The following is a 19,534-nucleotide window of genomic DNA, read 5'->3' as shown; positions in this document are numbered from 1 at the left end:
TATATATAACCGGAATTCAGTGCGAAAGGCAAAAGGTAACCCCGCAAGCATGACTTGAATCCTTGGTCCGGTGTATTGGGCTCCCTGGGAGAGGGGGCCGCCAAACCGATGCACTTCAATAGAAGGCAAAAAAAAGGAGCGGCTTTACCGGCTCCCTTTTTCAAATATGGTTTTCGGGCGGCACTCAGCCTAGTCTAGCCCCCGTACCTTTATAACGCGCTGCGTTTAGTCGGTCAGCCACCGCTTAAAGTCGGACCACCAGGAGTGTTCCTCGGCCTTGTTCTTCACGTCCGGCTGTTCCTTCTCCCCCCCGTGAAGCGAGCAGTATTCGGTCGGTTCCGTACCTGCAATGAATACCTCAAGCTTCTTATGGGGACAGTCAGCTGTGGCGAGCTTGCCGGATTCTTCATCAATGTAGACACTGACGACGCCGCTAGGAATCGTGAAAATTTTGGGCGGTACGTTCTCCAGCGCCTTCTCGGTGTACTGGGCAAAAATGGGCGCTGCCCGGTGGGCGTCCGTCGTCGTAATCGTTTTGCCCTTGTCAAAACCGACCCATACGGCGGTCGCAAGCTCCGGCGTATATCCGACCAGCCAGGCGTCGGTATCGGTCGTTCCGGTTTTGCCGGCCACGGGACGCTTCATGATGGAGGATACGCGGTTACCGGTCCCGCCGGATTCAAATACGCTCTCCATCAGATGCGTCAGCACGTAAGCCGCCGCCGGATCGACGACCTGCTCGCCGGCGGGCTTGGGAGCCTCGTAGATTACCTCGCCGGCGGCATCGGTAATCTTCAGCACGGCGACCGGCGGGATCCGCTTGCCGTTGTTGCTGATCACCGCAAAGGCGGACGCCATTTCGAACGGGCTGATCGGCGAAGTCCCGAGCGCCAAGGAGGGGACGGACTCAAGCGGGCTGACGATGCCGAGCTTGCGCGCCGTGGCGATCACGTTATCCGCCCCGACCTTCAGCATCGTATTGACCGCGTAGATGTTGTCCGAGGCCGCGATGGCCTGCTCCATGTTGATCTCGCCCAAATATTTGTCTCCATAATTGCTGGGCTGATACGTTTTCCGGTTGTTGTCGTAGTGAAACAGGGTCGGTTCGCTGTTAAACGTCGTGAGACCCGTCATCGTCTTTGAAGACAATGCTGTTAAATACATAATCGGTTTGAAGGAGGAGCCGGGCTGGCGCGTCTTGGCCAGCGCATGGTTGTACTGGCTCTCCTTGTAGTTCTTGCCGCCGACCATCGCTTTAACATAGCCGCTCCGCGGGTCAATCGACACGAGCGCGGTCTCCAAATCGCTGGCTGAATCCATGCCTTTGGCCACCGCCTCCTCAGCCGCGGCCTGGGCATGCGGGTCCAGGGTCGTATAAATGTTAAGACCGCCGTGATCGAGCATGTCCTCGCTGATGCCGAGCTGGCTGGTCACCAAATTTTTTACATAATCCCGAAAATACGGCGCCGTCAGGTTGGACTTCTGCTGTCCCTGCGGTTTGATCGCCAGTTTCTCGGCTGCAGCCTGGTCCGCCTCCTTCTGGGTAATATCGCCGGTGGCCACCATGGTGCCCAGGACGATCTTCTGCCGCTTCTTGGCGTTATCCAGATGGGTGTAGGGCGAGTAATAGGTCGGCCCCTTGGGAATCCCGGCCAGCATCGCGCTTTCCGCCAGGTCGAGCTCCTTGGCCGGCTTGCCGAAATACATCAGGGAGGCTGCTTCGATGCCGTAAGCGCCGTGACCGTAGTAAATTTCGTTCAAATACATTTGAAGGATTTCATCCTTGGTATACTTCATCTCCAGCTGAGCGGTGTACATGGCTTCCTTGATTTTGCGTGACCATGTTTTTTCATGGGATAAATATAGATTACGGGCAAGCTGCTGCGTCAGGGTGCTTGCGCCCTGAACCCGGGCCATATGCTCCAGGTTGACGAGTGCCGCGCGTCCCATGCCCTCCAGGTCAAACCCGAAATGGCCGTAGAACTTGCGGTCCTCCACCGACAGGGTCGCCTTCACGAGCAGCGGTGAAATTTGATTGAGCTTGATGGGTTCGTAGCTGCGCCCGCTGGCCGAAAACGTGGCGATAATGTCGCCTTGACTGTCCAGAAGGCGCGAATTGCGGTCCGTATCGGCAAGCGGAAGGTTTTTTTGATACAGCCAGCCGAGCAGAACGCCCCCCGCGATCAGAAGGAGGACGATCATGCCGGTGAAGAGCTTTAGCATCAACAGGAACCGGTTTTTCCGTTTGGGCCGCCGCGTGAATAGGTTCGCCATGTACTGTAGCCCCTTTCCTTACTTAAGAGAATGGAATGTATAGCTTTTCAGCGGAACTGAGCAATCTGATACTTTCATTATGGGAAATGCAGGCAGCAGATATTCACGCCGGGCCCGGGATTCACGGGAAAAAGCGCTCGGCCTCCCGGTCATACAGGGCGAGGGGGCACACAGGACCACCTGAGGGATAAAAAGCCGGTGCTGACGCGGCCTTAGCCAGGGGACGAAGCGTTAGGAAAGTGTTTCTTTACACGAATTTCTTCTATCGCGTATAATTCAAAGGATGTGTTTATACATCGGCAGTTTGGTACAATAAAGAAGATGTACGTGCTACTCGAGAACATGCGGCAGGGAAGATCAATCCCTCCTTTATCCTGAGAAAGAAAGAAGGTAATGACGATGGAATTGTGGTTCACGGAGAAACAGACGCCCGCATTCGGTATTACTGCCAAAATCAAACAAACGTATGTAAATGAAAAAACCGATTTTCAGGATCTGGCCATGGTAGAGACTGAAGAGTTTGGAAATATGCTGCTGCTTGACGGAATGGTCATGACGACCGAGAAGGATGAATTCGTATACCATGAAATGGTGGCGCACCCGGTGCTGAATACGCATCCGAATCCGAAGCACGTCCTTGTCGTAGGCGGCGGAGACGGCGGCGTGATCCGCGAGATCATCAAGCATTCGAAAGTGGAAAAAGCCGTGCTCGTCGACATCGACGGCAAAGTCATCGAGTACTCGAAGAAGTACCTGCCGTCCATCGCGGGCAAACTGGAAGATCCGAAAGTGGAAGTACTGGTAAACGACGGCTTCATGCACATCCACGAGCACAAGAACGAATACGACGTCATTATGGTTGACTCCACGGAGCCTGTAGGCCCGGCTGCTCCTCTGTTTGAACGCGGCTTCTACCAAGGCATTTATGAAGCACTGAAGGATGACGGCATTTTCGTGGCGCAAACAGACAACCCTTGGTTTAAGGCCGACTTGATCCAAAAGGTGAACAAGGACGTGAAGGAAATTTTCCCGATCGTGCGCGTTTATGCGGCGAACATCCCGACATATCCGAGCGGCTTGTGGACATTTACGATGGGCAGCAAAAAATACGATCCGCTTGAGGTGGACGAGTCGCAAATTCCGGAGATGGACACGAAGTACTACACGCCACGCCTGCACAAGGCGGCTTTCGTATTGCCTAAATTTGTGGAAGATCTGACGAAATAGGGGGAGGCAACATCATGAAACTAGACCAAGCTTATTCGGGCAACGTATTTATTTGCAGCTCGGACGATTACGAAAATTCCAAGGCGGTCATTTACGGCATGCCGATGGACTACACGGTCAGCTTCCGTCCGGGATCCCGGTTCGGTCCGGCGCACATCCGCCAGGCTTCCGTGGGTCTGGAGGAATACAGCCCTTACTTGGATAAGAGCATTCTGGATCTCAAATACTTCGACGCCGGCGATCTTCTGCTGCCGTTCGGCAATGCAGGACGCAGTCTCGAAGTGATCGGCGAGTACGTGGGCAAACTGCTCGGCGACGATAAATTTCCGATTGGGCTCGGCGGCGAGCATCTGGTGACCTGGCCGGTCATCCAGCAAATGTACGCGAAGTATCCGGATCTGATCCTGATCCACATCGACGCGCATGCCGACCTTCGCGAGCAGTACGAGGGCGAGCCGCTGTCGCACTCGACGCCGGTCCGCAAAGCAGCCGGGCTGATGGGCGGCAAGAACATCTACCAATTCGGCATCCGCTCCGGTTCGCGCGAGGAGTTCCAGTATGCCCGCGAGAACATCAACTTCTATCCGTTCGACGTAGCGGCTCCGCTTCGGGAAGCACTACCGCAAATGGGTAATCGTCCTGTATACGTCACGATCGACATTGACGTGCTCGATCCTTCAGCGGCGCCGGGAACGGGAACCGCGGAAGCGGGCGGCATCACTTCCAAGGAATTGCTGGAAGCGGTGCACCTGATCGCCAATTCCGAAGTCAACGTGGTCGGCTGCGACTTGGTGGAAGTGGCGCCCGTCTACGACCATTCGGAGCAGACCCAGATCGTGGCGGCGAAGCTGATTCGTGAAATGCTGCTCGGTTTTGTAAAATAAATGAACGTAAAGAAGCACCCGATGATAACCGGGTGCTTCTTTGTTGTGTCATTGTGCGAGCTAGGATGGTGATCCGAGATTCATCTGTGAGAGCTGCCAAGCTAGTCCAGGCTCTTGCTCAGCTTGACGATTTGGTTCCAGCCGTCGTCGATGCTGATTTTTCCGAACATGATCGACTGCGTGATGTTATCATACTCCTTCGTGAAATTAGCCCAGCCGCCTTTATTGCCGGGACCCGGGTCGAACGCGGCCCCGTCCTTGGACACTTCGTTGATCAGGCCCAGTGCATTTTTGTCGACATCGGTGAACTTAGGTTTGAGCGCATCAGCGACGGTCTTGTTGACAGGAATCCCGCGGGAAGTGCCGAGGATGTCGCCGGCTTCCTGGCTGTTGACGAACCAGTCGATGAACTTCTTGGCTTCTTCTTTATACTGGCTGTTGGGGCTGACGCTCCAATACATGGAGGCTTTGAGCCATCCGCCCGCCTGTGTCCCCCGCGGCTGGGTCGTCAGCGCCATAACGCCCGGTTTCAGGGCGTCCGTTCCGCCGAATTCCGCGGCATGCGCGCCCCGGAGCAGAATTTTCTCCTGAATGAGCAAATCCATCTGCGCGTCCTGCGACTTATCCGACACCGTCACATCCGGCGGAGGCACGAGATGGTCTTTGCGCAGCTGTGCCCATTTGTTCATCCAATCTTTCCAGGTGGTTTCGTCGTAGTGGAACTTTCCGTCCTTGCTCATCGAGAAGCCTTTGCTCATGCTCAATTGATAGGACATGTAGGAGGCGCCGTCTGCCGTCAAATCCCGGGTAAGGTATTGGTCTTTGGCCAATTTCGGCTTCAGGTCGCGCGCCATGGCGAAAAACTCATCCCATGTCTTTGGAGGCTGAACGCCAAGGCTGTCCATGATCGTCTTGTTATATACCATGCCCCAGGCGTTGTTGCCGAGCGGCATCGCGTACAGCTTGCCTTGATAGGTGCCGGTTTCGAGCAGGGCCTTGTCGATGTTATCCGTCGGAATGGACGAGAGATCCTCCAACCGGCCGCTGGAGGCCCAGTCGTTGAACCAGGCGGCATCCATCTGGAAAATATCCGGGGTGTTTTTCCCTGCGGACTGGGTCGAGAGCTTGTCTTGGTATCCGTCGAACGACTGGTATTCCGGCTCGAATGTGATACCCGGGTTGTTTTTGGAGTATAAATCGAGCGCTTTCAAAGTTGCGTCGTGACGGGCCTGTGAACCCCACCACATGATCCGCAGCGTGATGGACTTGCCGTTTCCGGTGCCCGCAGCTCCGGTTTCTTCCTTCTTGACCCCGCTGCAGGCGGACAGGACGAGGGACAGCATAAGGACGGCCGCAGTGCCTGCGGCAACACGTTGCCATGATTTTCTCATTAATTGAACCTCCCTTAAGTAACGGATCTCCTTCTTGCTCTAAGGTACCAAGCCAAGGGACAACCGCGTAGCAGACAATACAACAAATCGTTTCAGTATTTTACGAATATCGGTGAACTGCCGGCTGCGCTTGTCCTGTATGCTGGGCGTATCCAAGCGGCAGTAGCTGCATTAGGCCCGGTAGAACTCGGTCGGACTGCGGCCGGTATGCTTTTTGAACAGCGTAGTAAAGTACGGTACGTTGCGGTATCCGACCCGCTCGGCAATTTCGGCGATAAACAGCTTTTTCTCCAGGACCATGCTCTTGGCTTTTTCCATCCGGACCCGGGTCAAATAATCGCCGAACGTCTCGCCGGTGAACTGGCGGAATAGGGTGCTCAAATAATTTTTGGAAATATAGACCTGATCCGCTACATCCTGGAGGTGGATGTTTTCGGCGTAATGCTCGTGAATGTACTGAATGATAAACTCCACCGTTTCCTTATGCTTCAGGTTCTCATTGGGAGTAAACCGGCGGCAGATCCGCTTAACCTTCTCGGCCACCCAGGCCTTCCACTGCTGCGCGTTTTCTATCAATCCCAGCTCCTTCGACAGATCCGAGGGAGGCAGCTCGTCGTCAAGCTTGTGGCCGGAATCGTACAGCGTGAAGGAGAGAATGGCAAACAGCTGTGTTCCGAGGGCTGCCAGCTCGCCGGGAGAAAGCTGTGCCACGCCGCTGTCGCTGCTTGCGAAATCCTCCAGCGCGAGCAGGGCCCGCGGCTCATCGAAGGTCCGAACCGCATCCGCCATTTCCTGAAAAAATCGGACCGGACGCACGTTTCGCGCTGCCGGATGCCGGAAGCCGGCTTCGGTATAGACGTAGATGCAGGGATGGTTTGCATCCGGCTCACGCCGCTCGGCCAGGGCCTGAAAGGCCTCTTCCGTGGAATCCGCAATAGCCGTCCAATCGTCTTTCCGGAGTCCTGCCCCGATACGCAGCTTGACCTGAAGGTAACGGTCCACTGACTCAATGATGCGCCCGGCCAGTGCCAGTACCTCGGAGCGAAACGCTTCCGCGGGCCAGGGAAGGGGCTTATACAGCAGCAGAGTCATATGGTGACTATGCAGCTCTAAAAAGTAGCTCCTCAGTCCATCCTGCCTGGCCAGCTCCTCGACCGTATTACCGACGGCAAAGCGGAACAGGTGCCAGTCCCGGGCAGAGATGCCCTCCGTCCGCCCCTGCCGCTTGATTTCCAGGGCCAGCATCATGAACTGGGCGCCTTTCCAGCCAAGCCGGTCCAGCATCCGGTACGGCCCGGTCGGAGGGGAGAAGGTCCCGCCCGTGAGGACCGATTTCACCCATTCCCTCTCCAGGTAGGGCTCGTACTGCATCAGCCGGTCCTGAAGCTCCTGCTCCCGGTTCTCTGCCGCTCTTTTCTCTGACAATTCGGCGATTACGCGCTGCAGTACCTCACGGATCGTAGCCGGTGAGGCCGGCTTGGGCAAATAATCGTCGACCTGCAGCCGCAGCGCTTTGCGGGCATAATCAAAGTCCGAGTAGCCGCTTAAGATGATGATTTTGCCGTCAAACTGCTGCTTGCGAAGCTGCTCGATCATTTCCAGCCCGTTCATGACCGGCATATAGATGTCCGTAATGACGATATCCGGCTTGGCAGCTCTAATCAGCCGGAGCCCCTCTTCACCGTCCATGGCCTCCCCGATGGGTCGGATGCCGAGCTGCTCCCAGGGAATGAGCCGCGACATCCCCCCAAGCACCTGCCGGTCGTCATCCACGATCGCGAGTGTCCACATCACTTCGTCCTCCTTCCAAATCCGGCTGCTGCGTCAGCTTCGGAAGATAAATTTCCGCCTCGGTGCCTGATCCGGCGGTACGATTCCGGAGCGATACGCCGAAAGGCGGACCGAAAAATACTTGAATGCGCTCGGTTACATTACGGATGCCGTATCCACCCGTCGGATGGCGCCTCCGGGTCTTCCAATCGTCCCGCAGGCCGACGCCGTCATCCCGGATCCGGATCCGGATGCCGCGGTCCTCTTGCACGGCATTCAGGACGATTCGGCCATGGCTGCGTCCATGGAAGCCATGCACGATCGCGTTTTCCACAAAGGGCTGCAGGGTCAGCTTCGGAATCAGAAGCTGCCGCAGTTCCTCCGTACAGTTGATCTCCCAGTCCAGACCCTGCCCCCTTTTGAACTGTTGAATTTTCAAATAGCATTCAACGTGAAGCAGCTCATCCTGCATCGGGATCAAGGATTCGCCGCCGGACAACCCGATACGGAACATTTGCCCCATCAGTTCAAGCACCCGGCTGATCTCCTCCTGGCCGGCCTCCAGCGCCATCCAGTTCAGCTGATCCAAGGTGTTGTAGAGAAAATGGGGGTTGATCATCGCCTGCAGCGCCTTGATTTCCGCCTCGCGCTGCGCCTTGTACTGCTGTTCCAGCGATTGGTACAGCGTCTCGATCCGCTCGGTCAGTTTGCGGTAGCCGCTGAAGAGACTGCCGAATTCGTTGCGGTATTCTGTAGGCAGCGGCAGCCCTTTCTTGCCGGGATTGAACGCCTGCATCAGCTGGACCAGCTTCCGGATCGGCACCGTGAAATTCCTCGAAAGGAACAGCGTGAAGAATACCGACAGCAGGATGGCGGCAGCTCCGATCGTAGCCATGGTCCATGCCAGGCGGACACTTCCGCCTGTGATGTCCTTCCATGGCGTAAGCTCGACCAGCATCCAGCTGCCGGGGGCCGTGCGGGACCAGACGGTCAGCATGTTCTTCTCCGGAAGCGAGCCTGCCGCTTCCAGCAGCTGATGCGCATGGCCGGCATCTCCGCTGACCTCCTTCAGAATGGCATCGATTTCTCCAGGAGGCGGAGCGATCCGGGTGTGCATGATCATCCGGCCGCCGGAATCGAGCAGCAGCCGGCTGGCCGAGGAATTGTCCTCGGTCAGGATATCCTGCAGAAATTTGACGCGGACGTTGATAATGAGGATTCCGCGGTTCACCCCGTCCGGCGTCGTGATTTTACGGATAAAGCTGATGACCTGCTGCTTCCCCTGCGGCGAGCCGACCTCGCGCTGTCCGATCCAGACGAAGTCGGCCTTGTCGACGGCCGGATACCAGCTTTCCCGGCTGGCGTAATTCAGCGGAAGGTACTGAATGTTCGCGTTGGGGTCGACTTGCAGCGGATCTCTCATATAAATCTGAAAGGAGAACATCGAGCGGGAACTGTTCAGCATCGGCGCCAGATAATCCCGGTTCAGCTCGTCCCTGGCCGTTTTGCGGGCATAATAGTCTCCTTTCATTGTCAAATAATTGACCAGCGGGGAGTTGATGGCTACGGCGAGCGAGGTCTGCTCCACGGCGCTCATCTGGTCGGTGAGCTGTTTGTTGAGCTGCTGCAGCACCGCCTGTTGATACATGGAGGCGCTGTCCGCCTGCTCATTGGCGGAGAACCGGTAGCTGACGATCATCATGATAGTGATCAGGACCGCGATAAAAGCGGCAAAGCTGAAGAAAAACACATAATCGATACGGAACATGCGAAACGGATTCATGGCTTTTCCCCTCCTCTTGGGTGCGGCGAGGCCATAGCGTTAACGCGCTGCTATCCCAAAGCGGCCGTTCACGGCGCGCCGGGGGAGAGAATTACGTTCACGATACGGTCCGGAAGAAAAGCATGGAATGAGCGATTCCCCTGTTGCTTTCGTTTTATTGCGCTCCAGGTGACTAGCCTTTCAGCCCTGACGTAGCAATGCCCTCGACAAAATGCTTCTGCGCCAGGAAGAAGATCACGACCGGCGGCAGCACGGAGAGCAGGGACACGGCGAGCAGCTGACCCCACGGCACGGCCGACTGGGAATCGATGAACATTCGGAGCGCCAGCGGAACGGTATATTTGTCCACGGTATTCAGATAAATCAGCGGACCGAAGTAATCGTCCCAGCCCCAAATAAACGAGAAGATCATGACCGTGATCAGCGCCGGCAGGGTCAGCGGCATGACGATGCGCAGGTAGATGCCGAACCAGGTGCAGCCGTCAATTTTCGCCGACTCGTCAAGCTCCCGCGGAATGCCCCTGATGAATTGGACGATCAGAAAAATAAAGAAGGCTCCACCCATGGCCGACGGGACGATCAGAGGCAGATACGTGTTGATCCAATCGAAAGAATGGAACATCGTATACTGCGGGATGAGCGTGACCTGGCCCGGCAGCATCAGGGTCATCATCAGGATGGAAAACCACAGCCCTTTCAGCGGAAAGGTCAGCCTGGCGAATCCGAAGGCCACCAAGCTGGCGGAGATGACGTGCAGCACCGTGGTCGCCACGTTCAGCTTGAGGCTGTTCATGAAGAAGCGTGTAAACGTATACTTGGGCAGCGCGTTCCAGCCTTCCGTATAATTCTGCCACAGCCATACTTTGGGGAACAGGGAGGGCAGGCTAATCTCGGCTGTCGATTTGAAAGAGGCGCCGATCCACCAGAGTACGGGGTAGAACATCACAAAGCAGAACACGATCATCAGAATATGAACCAGCCAATTTTGTTTTTTCAGAACGCCTGTCATTTGCGACCCTCCGTTTCCGTTTCGTAGAACACCCAATATTTAGATGCGAAAAAATTAATCGCTGTGGCGATGCCGATAATGACCAGTAGGATCCAGGCCAGTGCCGAGGCGTAGCCCATCTGCAGCGAACCGAAGGCTTTGTTGTACAGGTACAGGGCAAACATTTCGGTCGAATTGACCGGACCTCCGTTGGTAACGACAAACGCCGAGGTGAACATCTGGAACGCGTTGATGATCCCCATGATCAGGTTGAACAGGATGACGGGCGACAGCATGGGCAGCGTAATCCGGATGAATTTGCGAAAAGGTGTGGCCCCGTCCACGGAGGCTGCTTCGTACAGCTCCCCGGGAATCTGCTTAAGACCGGCCAGAAAAATAATCATCGACGAGCCGAACTGCCACGCCGTCAGCAGGACCAGGGTTCCGAGGGCAGTGGAGGGCGTTCCAATCCAGTTCTTCGGGGCGATGCCGACCAGAATCACAAGATGGTTGATAAATCCGTTGAGGCCGAAAATGTTGCGCCACAGCACGGCCACCGCCAGGCTTCCCCCGATCAGGGACGGCAGATAAATGATCGTGCGGTAGAAGGAAATACCCCGAATATTCCGGTTGAGCAGCATAGCGACCAGCAGCGCTGCCAGCAGCTTCAGGGGAACCGAAGTAATGACGTACAGGAAGGTCACCTTCAGCGAGTTGAAAAAGAGCCGGTCCTGCGAAATATCCTGATAATTTTTGAGCCCGATCCAGCGGGCTGGTTCCAGCAGGGAAAACTCGGTGAAAGATAAATAGAAGGATTGAATAATGGGCCACAGCTGTAAAATGAGAAAACCTAGCAGCCAGGGGGCGATGAACAGGTAGCCGGCCAGCGGGGCGTTCCAGCGTCCTTTCAACGTTTTGGCAACCGTTTTCATGTTTTTGCCCGGCTGGGCCTTGTCCGCCGCCGGTATCGTTTGTGCATTCAAAATCAATCACCTCACGCCTTTTAGTAGCTCTCATTGTATCGTGGGCTGAACCATGCCTGTAGTCGAAGGATGCACAAATTCTTTCACTATTGAATGGTGTTTGCTCCTGTTTGGCTTGCTTCGCTCTCTTGTTTTGCGCTGTGCGCAAAGCCAAAGTCGCTCACCAATCCAAACACTCGCATGCTATTTTTGGAATGAAGATGAGGACCTTTTTTTTGCGAGTGGGGAATCCCCAAAGAGGGTAATGTAATCGATATGGAGGTGTCGTTATGATCATGAAAAAGCTGCTTAGAAACTCTTCCTTGGCTGCCGCTGCGCTTATGCTGCTGATGATGGCGGGCTGGGGATTATCCCCAACGCAGACTTCGGCCGCCGCCGCGGCGCCTGCTCCCTGCGGAAGCGGCGATCACGGCCTGCTTCAGCAAGAGCAGAAACAGCATATGGGGGAGGGCGCGGACCCGCTTCATTTTACCGATATTCAGTTTCTGAACGGGTCGACGGGCCGGGCGGCAGGAACCGGGTTTATGATCGGCACATCGGATGCGGGGTGCCACTGGCAGGAAATTTACACGGGGAAATGGAACTTTGCCCAGATCAAATTTACGGACAACGTGAACGGATGGGCCATCGCCACCCTTCCTTCCCACCAGACCACGCATATGCTCAAGACGGTGGACGGCGGATCGCATTGGAAACAGGTGTATACGGCCAATCTGCCGTTTAACCGGCTGGAGGCGCTCGGCAAGAACACGGTGTATGGCTACACGCAAAATGGCGCCTACCGGACCGATAACGGCGGGAACAGCTGGGTGAAAGTCCCTACGCCGGCCAATACGAGATATGCCACGTTTCGGGATAAGAACAACGGGTATGTCCTGGTCATTGTTCCCGGCTCTGGCTATAAAGTATTGGGCACGGCCGACGGCGGGCACAGCTGGGGCACGAAGCTGAACGTGAAGTTTGACTCCCCGTACCCTGCGGGCGGACAAATTTACAGCAAGGACAATCAGGTCTGGGCGCTGTTTTATGGCGGTTCAGGCATGTCCCAGGTATCCTATTCGCTGTATGGCAGCTCAGATCAAGGCGTACATTGGAAGCGTGTCATCGCCCAATCCACGGCAGGCGGAGGCCCGGCTCCCGGCAGTGGGGCCGCTGTCGTTAATCAGGGGCCGGCCCAGCCAGGCGGACACCCCGGCAACATGCAGCTGATCGGCAAGGAGACGTCCTTTCTGTCCGGCGGCTCTCCGGCGGGCGGCATGGTGTCTGTCGGCGTGACTTATAATGGAGGAAAAACGTGGAAGAACGTAAAGCCGTCCATTAATGGTTACGATTCACGGATCTCCTTTACGGACGGCAAGACGGGCTGGCTTGTGGTGACTAGCGCCACCAAATCGTCGATTTATGCCACCCATGACGGCGGTGCCAGCTGGAACCGGAAGTTCGCATTTAAGGAAGCGTTGAATCCTTAAACGGAAGTAACATGGTACGAATGAAGTTGCAGTAACAGTCATAAGGCGGGGCTGCCGGTTATTACTGGCGGTTCCGTCTTTTTTTCGATGACGGCGTGGGTTTCCCGGAATACGAATCCCCGGCGCTGTGAAAGCTGTACAGTAGAGGCAGTCTGCGGCAGGCACGGTTTGTATTGAATTGATACAGCGAACTGGATATAGTAGTACAATAGGAAAGAATAGATTGGAGTATTGCGTAATGCCACATGCCAGAAATGCTACCGTCCGTCTGCGCAGCCGTCATGACGGCCAGGAGGTCAACCAGGAGATGACGGCGCAGGTATTTGCCCGCGGACAAGCTCTCTATGTGATGTACGAGGAGCCGGAAGCGGATTTGCAGGGGCGGAAGACCAAAACGACAGTGAAAATCGGCGCAAACAGCCTGAAAATGATCCGGCACGGCGCCGTGGAGTCAGAGCAGTCTTTTCAGGAGGGGCAGCGGCTTCCCGGCTTTTACCGTTCGCCTTATACGTCCTTTAACCTATCGACGGATACGCGTTCCCTTAAGATGGACCTGGACGGAATGACAGGGGAAATCAGCTGGGCGTACGATCTATATGTATACGAGGAATGCACAGGGCATTTCACCATCAGCTTTTTTATACAGGAGGATAATCAATCATGACACTCAATCCACTCGAACAGATTCACCAGCTGGTTTTGGAGGCGGTCAAGGACGCGGTGGTCGCCGCCGGGCTGGCCAGCCGTGAAGAGCTCCCCAGCATTACGCTTGAGGTGCCGAAAGATAAATCTCACGGGGACCTTGCCACCAACGCCGCCATGCAGCTGACCCGGATCGCGAAGAAAAACCCGCGCCAGATCGCCGAAGCGATCCTGGAGCATATCGACGTAAAGAAGGCGTCCATCGAGAAGGCCGAAATCGCCGGCCCGGGCTTCATTAACTTTACGCTGAACAAAAGCTATCTGTACCCCGTGATCGAACAGGTCTACGCGCAGGGCGAAGACTATGGACGCGTACAGCTCGGTCAGGGACAGCGCGTGCAGGTCGAGTTCGTCAGTGCCAATCCGACAGGCAGCCTGCACTTGGGACATGCCCGGGGAGCCGCCGTCGGCGACGCCCTGTGCAATATTTTGGACTTTGCCGGGTATGAAGTAACCCGCGAATACTATATCAACGATGCGGGCAACCAGGTCGAAAACCTGTGCAAGTCGATAGAAGCCCGGTACCTGCAGGCGCTCGGACAGGATGCGGAAATGCCTGAGGACGGATACCATGGCGAAGATATCAAGGGATTTGCCAAGGAACTCGTCGCCGAGAAAGGCGACTCCCTGCTGTCCATGGATCCGGGCGAGCGGACGGCGTTCTTCCGTTCGTACGGCCTGGAGAAAGAGCTTGGCAAAATCAAACGCGATTTGGCACGCTTCCGGGTACATTTTGACGAATGGTTCAGCGAGACTTCCCTGTACGAGAAGGGACTCGTTGAAGCATCTCTGGACGAACTGAAAGCCAAAGGCCAGGTGTACGAGCAGGACGGTGCCACTTGGCTGCGGACGACTGAATACGGGGACGACAAGGACCGTGTATTGGTGAAAAATGACGGCACCTATACGTACCTGACACCGGATATCGCGTATCACCGGGACAAATACAACCGCGGCTACGACCGCATGATCAATATTTGGGGAGCCGACCACCACGGCTATATCCCGCGGATGAAAGCAGCCATGCAGGCCATCGGCAACGATCCCGACAAATTGACCGTGCTCATCGCGCAGATGGTCAGCCTGTTCCAGAACGGGGAGAAGGTCAAGATGTCCAAGCGTACGGGGAAAGCCGTAACGATGGAGGACCTGATGGAAGAGGTCGGCATCGACGCCATCCGCTACTTCTTCACGATGCGCAGCATGGACTCCCATCTCGATTTCGACATGGATTTGGCCATTTCGACGTCCAACGAAAATCCGGTGTTCTATGTGCAGTACGCGCACGCGCGGATTTGCAGCATTTACCGTCAGGCGGAAGAGCAGGGCGTTGCGCTGCTACCGCTGTACGAAGTGGACCTCACGGTGCTGAACACGGAGCATGAGTATGACCTTCTCCGTAAAATCGGCGAGCTGCCGGAGGAAATCGCCACTGCTGCAGCGGGCTACGCGCCGCACCGGATGATCCGTTACGTGTATGACTTGGCTTCCCTGTTCCACAGCTACTATAAGGCGCAGCGCGTTATCACCGAGGATGCCGCTCAAACGCAGGCACGCTTCGCCCTGCTCGGCGCCGTGCGGACCGTTATCGCCAACGTGCTGAGAATCGTGGGCGTATCCGCTCCGGAGAAGATGTAATTCCTTCTTCCCCTTTTGAATACGCCGAACATATGAAAGGCCGTCTCCGGTATTTGCCGGAGGCGGCCTTTTTCAACAAATGCTAAATATTGTAGTTGTTTGGCATGTACGTGAGCAGAAGCTCCGTTTGTCCTGAGCGGTACAGGCCGCTCTCGTCTAGCTTGGATTATTTTTGCGTTTGATGCCTTCACGCAGCAGCCGGTAGGCATTGATTTCACCGGTGTGCACGACGCGGGATTGCCCTTTTCTCGGGCGCAGCGGCGTGGCGGTTGCGACGAGGAGCTCTTTAATTTCAGCCGGCGACAGGTCGGGATTTTGGGCAAGCAGCAGCGCGATTGATCCGCTGACATGCGAAGTCGCCATGGAGGTGCCGCTCATCTCGTGGTACTTGCCGCGCGTCCAGGAAGAAATGATTTTATCGCCCGGCGCATAAATATCGATGAGGTCGCCGCGGTTGCTGAAGCTGGCGATGCGGCGGTTCCGGTCGGTCGCTCCCACGGATATGGTCTGCCCGTACCTTGCAGGATAGTCGATGCTTCGCCGTTTCCCGTCATTGCCGGACGAGGCGACGATCGAGATCCCGGCCGTATAGGCCTTGCCGACGATGTCCAGTAGCGCCTTGCTTTTGGTCTTCATGCCGAAACTCATATTGATGATGTGCATGCGGTTGCGGACGCACCAGTCGATCCCCTGGATAATGTCCGAGACATAGGCGGATCCGTTGTTGTCGAAGGCTTTGACCGGAAAAATCATGGCCCGCGGGGCGACGCCGATCATGCCGTCGGGACCGTTCGCGGCAGCAATGGTTCCTGCAATGTGGGTGCCGTGCCCGTTGTCATCGAGCGGCAGCAGATGCCGGTGCAGCAGATTGATCCCTTTGGCCAGCGACTGGCGCAGATCGGGATGATAGTAGTCGGCCCCGGTATCGATCACTCCAATCCGGATGCGGTAGCCCGTCGAAGTGGACCAGGCTTTGGGAGCCTGAATTTGCTTGACTCCGTACGGAATGCCTGGGCTTTGGTTGACTTTGTTGTTCACCAAGGTATGGACCTGCATTTGGGTGTCTTCTTCAATAATAAGATCGTCATGATACTTGGACATCAACCTGCTGCTGACCGGAAACGGAGCGATCATGGCCTCGAGGAGATCGGACACCTGGATGCCGGGCATGTTCGGATACCGAAGGTGAAGCGTCTGCAGCCGATCCTGACAGGCATAGAAATGCCGCGGTTCGCGAAACCTGATAATATTTTTTTCTCCGGACGATACGGGACTCTCCATATCTTCAAGCAGCATCTGGATAAAATTGGTGTAGTCCATGTTGGGCAGTCCCCCTCATAATGAACCCTGCTTTTGCATTGTATGAGCGGGGAGTGCGGCAGGAGTGGGAACATGCCCTTTTTTGACGAAATAGGCCCTGCCCCGATGTCAAAAGCCGGAGGCGGACATAATATAGACTGAAGAGGCCATGGGCGTCTCTTTCCAGGTCCCGTGAGGAGTTTCTCCTTCGTGGGCGGATACAGTCGGAAGGCGGAGGATACTCCGCCTTTTCATTCGCCTTTTTTAGGACAACCTTGCAGTCTTCCTTTATGCACTTAAAACTTGCATTTTATTTATAAATAGGTTTTACTTAGTTTTGATAATGGATATGTTGTTATAAGTAACGATATATAAGGTGAACTTTGCGTGAGAGGAAGTGTCCGTAAGTGAGTAACTCACTCCAGCTTAAAATGGATCCCGAGAGAATCCGGGAAATGCCAATGGTCGACCTGGCCTTTGCCATTTTGAAGGCGGCGAATACGCCGTTTTATTATCTCGACCTGATGAAAGAGGTAGCCAAGCTTCGCGGTTTGACGGATGAAGAAGTTAAAGAGACCGTTGCGCAGCTATATACAGAAATTAATATCGACGGCCGGTTTGCCTGCGTAGGAACGAACCTGTGGGGACTCAAGCGCTGGTATCCGATTGACCGCTCCGAAGATCCGATCAGCAGCGCCAAGCGTCCGCGCATCATTAACGATGACGACGATGATGAGGATGACGATTTCACGGACGAGGAAGATACGTTTGCTGAGGACAGCGACGATGATTTCGACCGGATCGACGAGGATCATGACGACATCTATTCCGATGACGATTCCGAGGAAGAAGTGGAAGAAGACGAAGACGTGATGCTCGACGACGAGGACCTGGAAGATGAAGACGCCGTTGAAGAGGATGAGGAAGAGGAAGAAGAAGACGACCTCGATGAGGACGAAGATTAATTCCATCCGCAGAATCGCCAATCCTCTCTTGACAGGGGACAAGGCACAGAGTAAACTATTGCATGGGCTTATGATTGAGATTTAAATATGCGTAAAATAATAAAAAGTGCCCCGTACTACGGGTGTCACTTTTTTGTTTTTTAATGCGGTATGTCATGGAAGCGGAACTCTCCTTCCACCATATTCGCGGGGGTAGATGAACTGGGAATGGAATGGAAATGATTCATCTTTTTTAGTTCAATCTATATAATGTCGATTACCCAATTGTGCCATTTGATTTCAAATGGCGCATTGTTGTTCACAGAGAGAGAAAGCAACAAACTTGTTTCGGCCCGATTCCGATGAAAAAACGTGAATTGGGTTACGCTAAACATCATATGTCGCCTGAATTTCTGGACTTTAATAGGAGGGTTTTTACAGTGACAAAGTATATTTTTGTGACGGGCGGGGTCGTGTCTTCCTTGGGTAAAGGGATTACCGCCGCTTCACTCGGAAGGCTGCTTAAAAATAGGGGTTTAAAGGTGACGATCCAGAAATTCGATCCGTATTTGAACGTAGACCCCGGCACCATGAGTCCTTACCAGCACGGTGAAGTATTCGTAACGGACGATGGCGCCGAGACCGACCTTGATCTGGGGCACTACGAAAGATTCATCGACATCAACCTGTCCAAGAACAGCAATGTCACGACGGGGAAGGTGTACTCCTCGGTGATCAGCAAAGAACGCCGCGGGGAATATTTGGGCGGAACGGTTCAAGTCATTCCACATATCACGAACGAAATTAAGGAGCGGGTGTTCCGTGCAGGCCGCGAAGCAGGCTCTGACGTCGTGATTACGGAAATCGGCGGAACCGTCGGCGACATTGAAAGTTTACCGTTTCTTGAGGCCATCCGTCAGATCAAGAGTGAAATTGGCCGCGAGAATGTGATGTACATCCACGTGACGCTGATTCCTTATATTAAAGCTGCAGGGGAAGTGAAGACCAAGCCGACCCAGCACAGCGTGAAGGAACTGCGCAGCATCGGCATTCAGCCGAATGTGATCGTATGCCGGACGGAGCATGAGCTGTCTGCGGATATGAAGGCGAAAATCGCACTGTTCTGCGATATCGACGAAAGTGCGGTCGTGGAGTGCCGCGACGCATCTACGCTTTACGAGGTGCCGCTGAACCTTCGCGATGAAGGGCTCGACGAGATCGTGGTCAACTACTTGAAGCTGACGACGCCGAAGCCGGACATGACCGAGTGGGAAAGCCTTGTGGATCGCATTAACAAGCTGGAGAAAACGGTGGAAATCGCCATCGTCGGCAAGTATGTCGCTCTGCATGACGCTTATTTGAGTGTGGTTGAGTCCCTTTCCCATGCAGGCTTTGACGCAAACGCGGATGTAAAAATCCGCTGGGTGAACGCGGAAGAAGTGACCGATGAGAACGTGGGCGAGCTGCTGCACGGCATCGGCGGCATTCTGGTTCCAGGCGGCTTCGGTGACCGCGGGATTGAGGGTAAGGTATCGGCGATCCGCTACGCCCGTGAGAAGCAAATTCCGTTCTTCGGCATTTGCCTCGGCATGCAGGTGTCTGTGATCGAATACGCCCGTTCCGTGCTGGGACTCGAAGGAGCGAACAGCTCGGAAATCAACCCGTCCACCGAGTATCCGGTGATCGACCTGCTTCCGGAGCAGAAGGATATTGAAGATCTGGGCGGAACGATGCGCCTTGGATTGTATCCTTGCAAGCTGGCCGAGGGCTCCCTGGCGATGCAGTGCTACAATGACGAGCTCGTCTACGAGAGACACCGCCATCGTTATGAGTTCAATAATGAGTACCGCGAGCAGATTGAAAAAGCGGGCTTGCGCATTACCGGAACGTCCCCGGACGGACGTCTGGTGGAAATTGTGGAACTCCCGGGCCACCCTTGGTTCCTGGCTGTGCAGTTCCATCCGGAATTCACGTCACGTCCGAACCGTCCGCAGCCGTTGTTCCGTGAATTCGTGAAGGCTGCGCTGCAAGTAGAACGTTAATATACAGCTATGGGTCTCCCTCAGGAGGCCCATTTTTCATTTATATGAAGTTGCAGGAATTTGTATCTAGAAGGCGAATACCTTTAAATGGAGATTGCAGGAGTATGGAATTAACAGTTTAGTTAGGAATTAGGGGTTTG

14 protein-coding genes are annotated in these 19,534 nt (G+C 55.0%); 7 read left to right on the top strand and 7 right to left on the bottom strand.

The window, feature by feature from the left end:
• Positions 1–225: 225 nt before the first annotated feature.
• Entirely contained in the window at positions 226–2,274 is a 2,049-nt protein-coding gene (locus tag ABIE48_RS31100) for a PBP1A family penicillin-binding protein (RefSeq protein ID WP_192717567.1), read from the bottom strand.
• A 399-nt stretch (positions 2,275–2,673) separates the two neighbouring features.
• Here ABIE48_RS31100 and speE point away from each other — a divergent pair, with 399 nt between their 5' ends.
• Together speE and speB are read left to right on the top strand one after the other, a co-directional pair.
• Positions 2,674–3,501, top strand: coding sequence for a polyamine aminopropyltransferase (speE, locus tag ABIE48_RS31095; protein WP_076176946.1), 828 nt, complete (start codon positions 2,674–2,676; stop codon positions 3,499–3,501).
• A 14-nt stretch (positions 3,502–3,515) separates the two neighbouring features.
• Positions 3,516–4,385, top strand: a complete 870-nt coding sequence (gene speB, locus ABIE48_RS31090; RefSeq protein ID WP_089549432.1) for an agmatinase — start codon at positions 3,516–3,518, stop codon at positions 4,383–4,385.
• Between the two features lie 101 nt (positions 4,386–4,486).
• On the opposite strand, the gene ABIE48_RS31085 is transcribed toward speB, so the two are convergent.
• From ABIE48_RS31085 to ABIE48_RS31065, 5 genes are all read right to left on the bottom strand, one after another.
• Positions 4,487–5,776: an ABC transporter substrate-binding protein gene (locus ABIE48_RS31085; RefSeq protein ID WP_192717566.1), complete on the bottom strand. Its 1,290-nt coding sequence runs from the start codon at positions 5,774–5,776 to the stop codon at positions 4,487–4,489.
• A gap of 171 nt (positions 5,777–5,947) precedes the next feature.
• Positions 5,948–7,567 (bottom strand): response regulator, encoded by a 1,620-nt coding sequence (locus ABIE48_RS31080; protein ID WP_192717565.1) that lies wholly within the window; start codon positions 7,565–7,567, stop codon positions 5,948–5,950.
• Complete coding sequence (locus ABIE48_RS31075; RefSeq protein ID WP_192717564.1) at positions 7,542–9,329, bottom strand: cache domain-containing sensor histidine kinase; 1,788 nt, start codon at positions 9,327–9,329, stop codon at positions 7,542–7,544. Before ABIE48_RS31075 ends, ABIE48_RS31080 begins: the two co-directional genes overlap by 26 nt.
• A gap of 172 nt (positions 9,330–9,501) precedes the next feature.
• Positions 9,502–10,338, bottom strand: a complete 837-nt coding sequence (locus ABIE48_RS31070) for a carbohydrate ABC transporter permease (RefSeq protein WP_076176951.1) — start codon at positions 10,336–10,338, stop codon at positions 9,502–9,504.
• Positions 10,335–11,300, bottom strand: a complete 966-nt coding sequence (locus tag ABIE48_RS31065) for a carbohydrate ABC transporter permease (protein ID WP_192717563.1) — start codon at positions 11,298–11,300, stop codon at positions 10,335–10,337. The genes ABIE48_RS31070 and ABIE48_RS31065 overlap by 4 nt, the downstream gene beginning before the upstream one ends.
• A gap of 269 nt (positions 11,301–11,569) precedes the next feature.
• Here ABIE48_RS31065 and ABIE48_RS31060 point away from each other — a divergent pair, with 269 nt between their 5' ends.
• The 3 genes from ABIE48_RS31060 to argS all read left to right on the top strand — a co-directional run bounded on the left by ABIE48_RS31060 (position 11,570) and on the right by argS (position 15,109).
• A complete protein-coding gene (locus tag ABIE48_RS31060) occupies positions 11,570–12,769 on the top strand; it encodes a WD40/YVTN/BNR-like repeat-containing protein (protein ID WP_192717562.1) in 1,200 nt (399 codons plus the stop codon).
• Between the two features lie 238 nt (positions 12,770–13,007).
• Entirely contained in the window at positions 13,008–13,433 is a 426-nt protein-coding gene (locus ABIE48_RS31055) for a YwiB family protein (protein WP_192717561.1), read from the top strand.
• Positions 13,430–15,109: an arginine--tRNA ligase gene (gene argS / locus ABIE48_RS31050; protein WP_192717560.1), complete on the top strand. Its 1,680-nt coding sequence runs from the start codon at positions 13,430–13,432 to the stop codon at positions 15,107–15,109. The genes ABIE48_RS31055 and argS overlap by 4 nt, the downstream gene beginning before the upstream one ends.
• 156 nt (positions 15,110–15,265) lie before the next feature.
• Here argS and ABIE48_RS31045 read toward each other — a convergent pair whose 3' ends face one another.
• Complete coding sequence (locus ABIE48_RS31045) at positions 15,266–16,429, bottom strand: S8 family peptidase (protein WP_105444913.1); 1,164 nt, start codon at positions 16,427–16,429, stop codon at positions 15,266–15,268.
• A gap of 386 nt (positions 16,430–16,815) precedes the next feature.
• Between ABIE48_RS31045 and rpoE the strand changes: the two genes are divergently transcribed.
• Entirely contained in the window at positions 16,816–17,373 is a 558-nt protein-coding gene (gene rpoE / locus ABIE48_RS31040) for a DNA-directed RNA polymerase subunit delta (RefSeq protein ID WP_105444912.1), read from the top strand.
• Between the two features lie 419 nt (positions 17,374–17,792).
• Positions 17,793–19,394, top strand: coding sequence for a CTP synthase (locus ABIE48_RS31035; RefSeq protein WP_192717559.1), 1,602 nt, complete (start codon positions 17,793–17,795; stop codon positions 19,392–19,394).
• The last annotated feature ends 140 nt before the right edge of the window (positions 19,395–19,534 follow it).

This window comes from Paenibacillus sp. OAE614 (assembly GCF_040546645.1).
GTDB classification, from domain to species: domain Bacteria; phylum Bacillota; class Bacilli; order Paenibacillales; family Paenibacillaceae; genus Paenibacillus_AQ; species Paenibacillus_AQ favisporus.
This window is presented reverse-complemented; position numbering and strand designations above follow the sequence as displayed.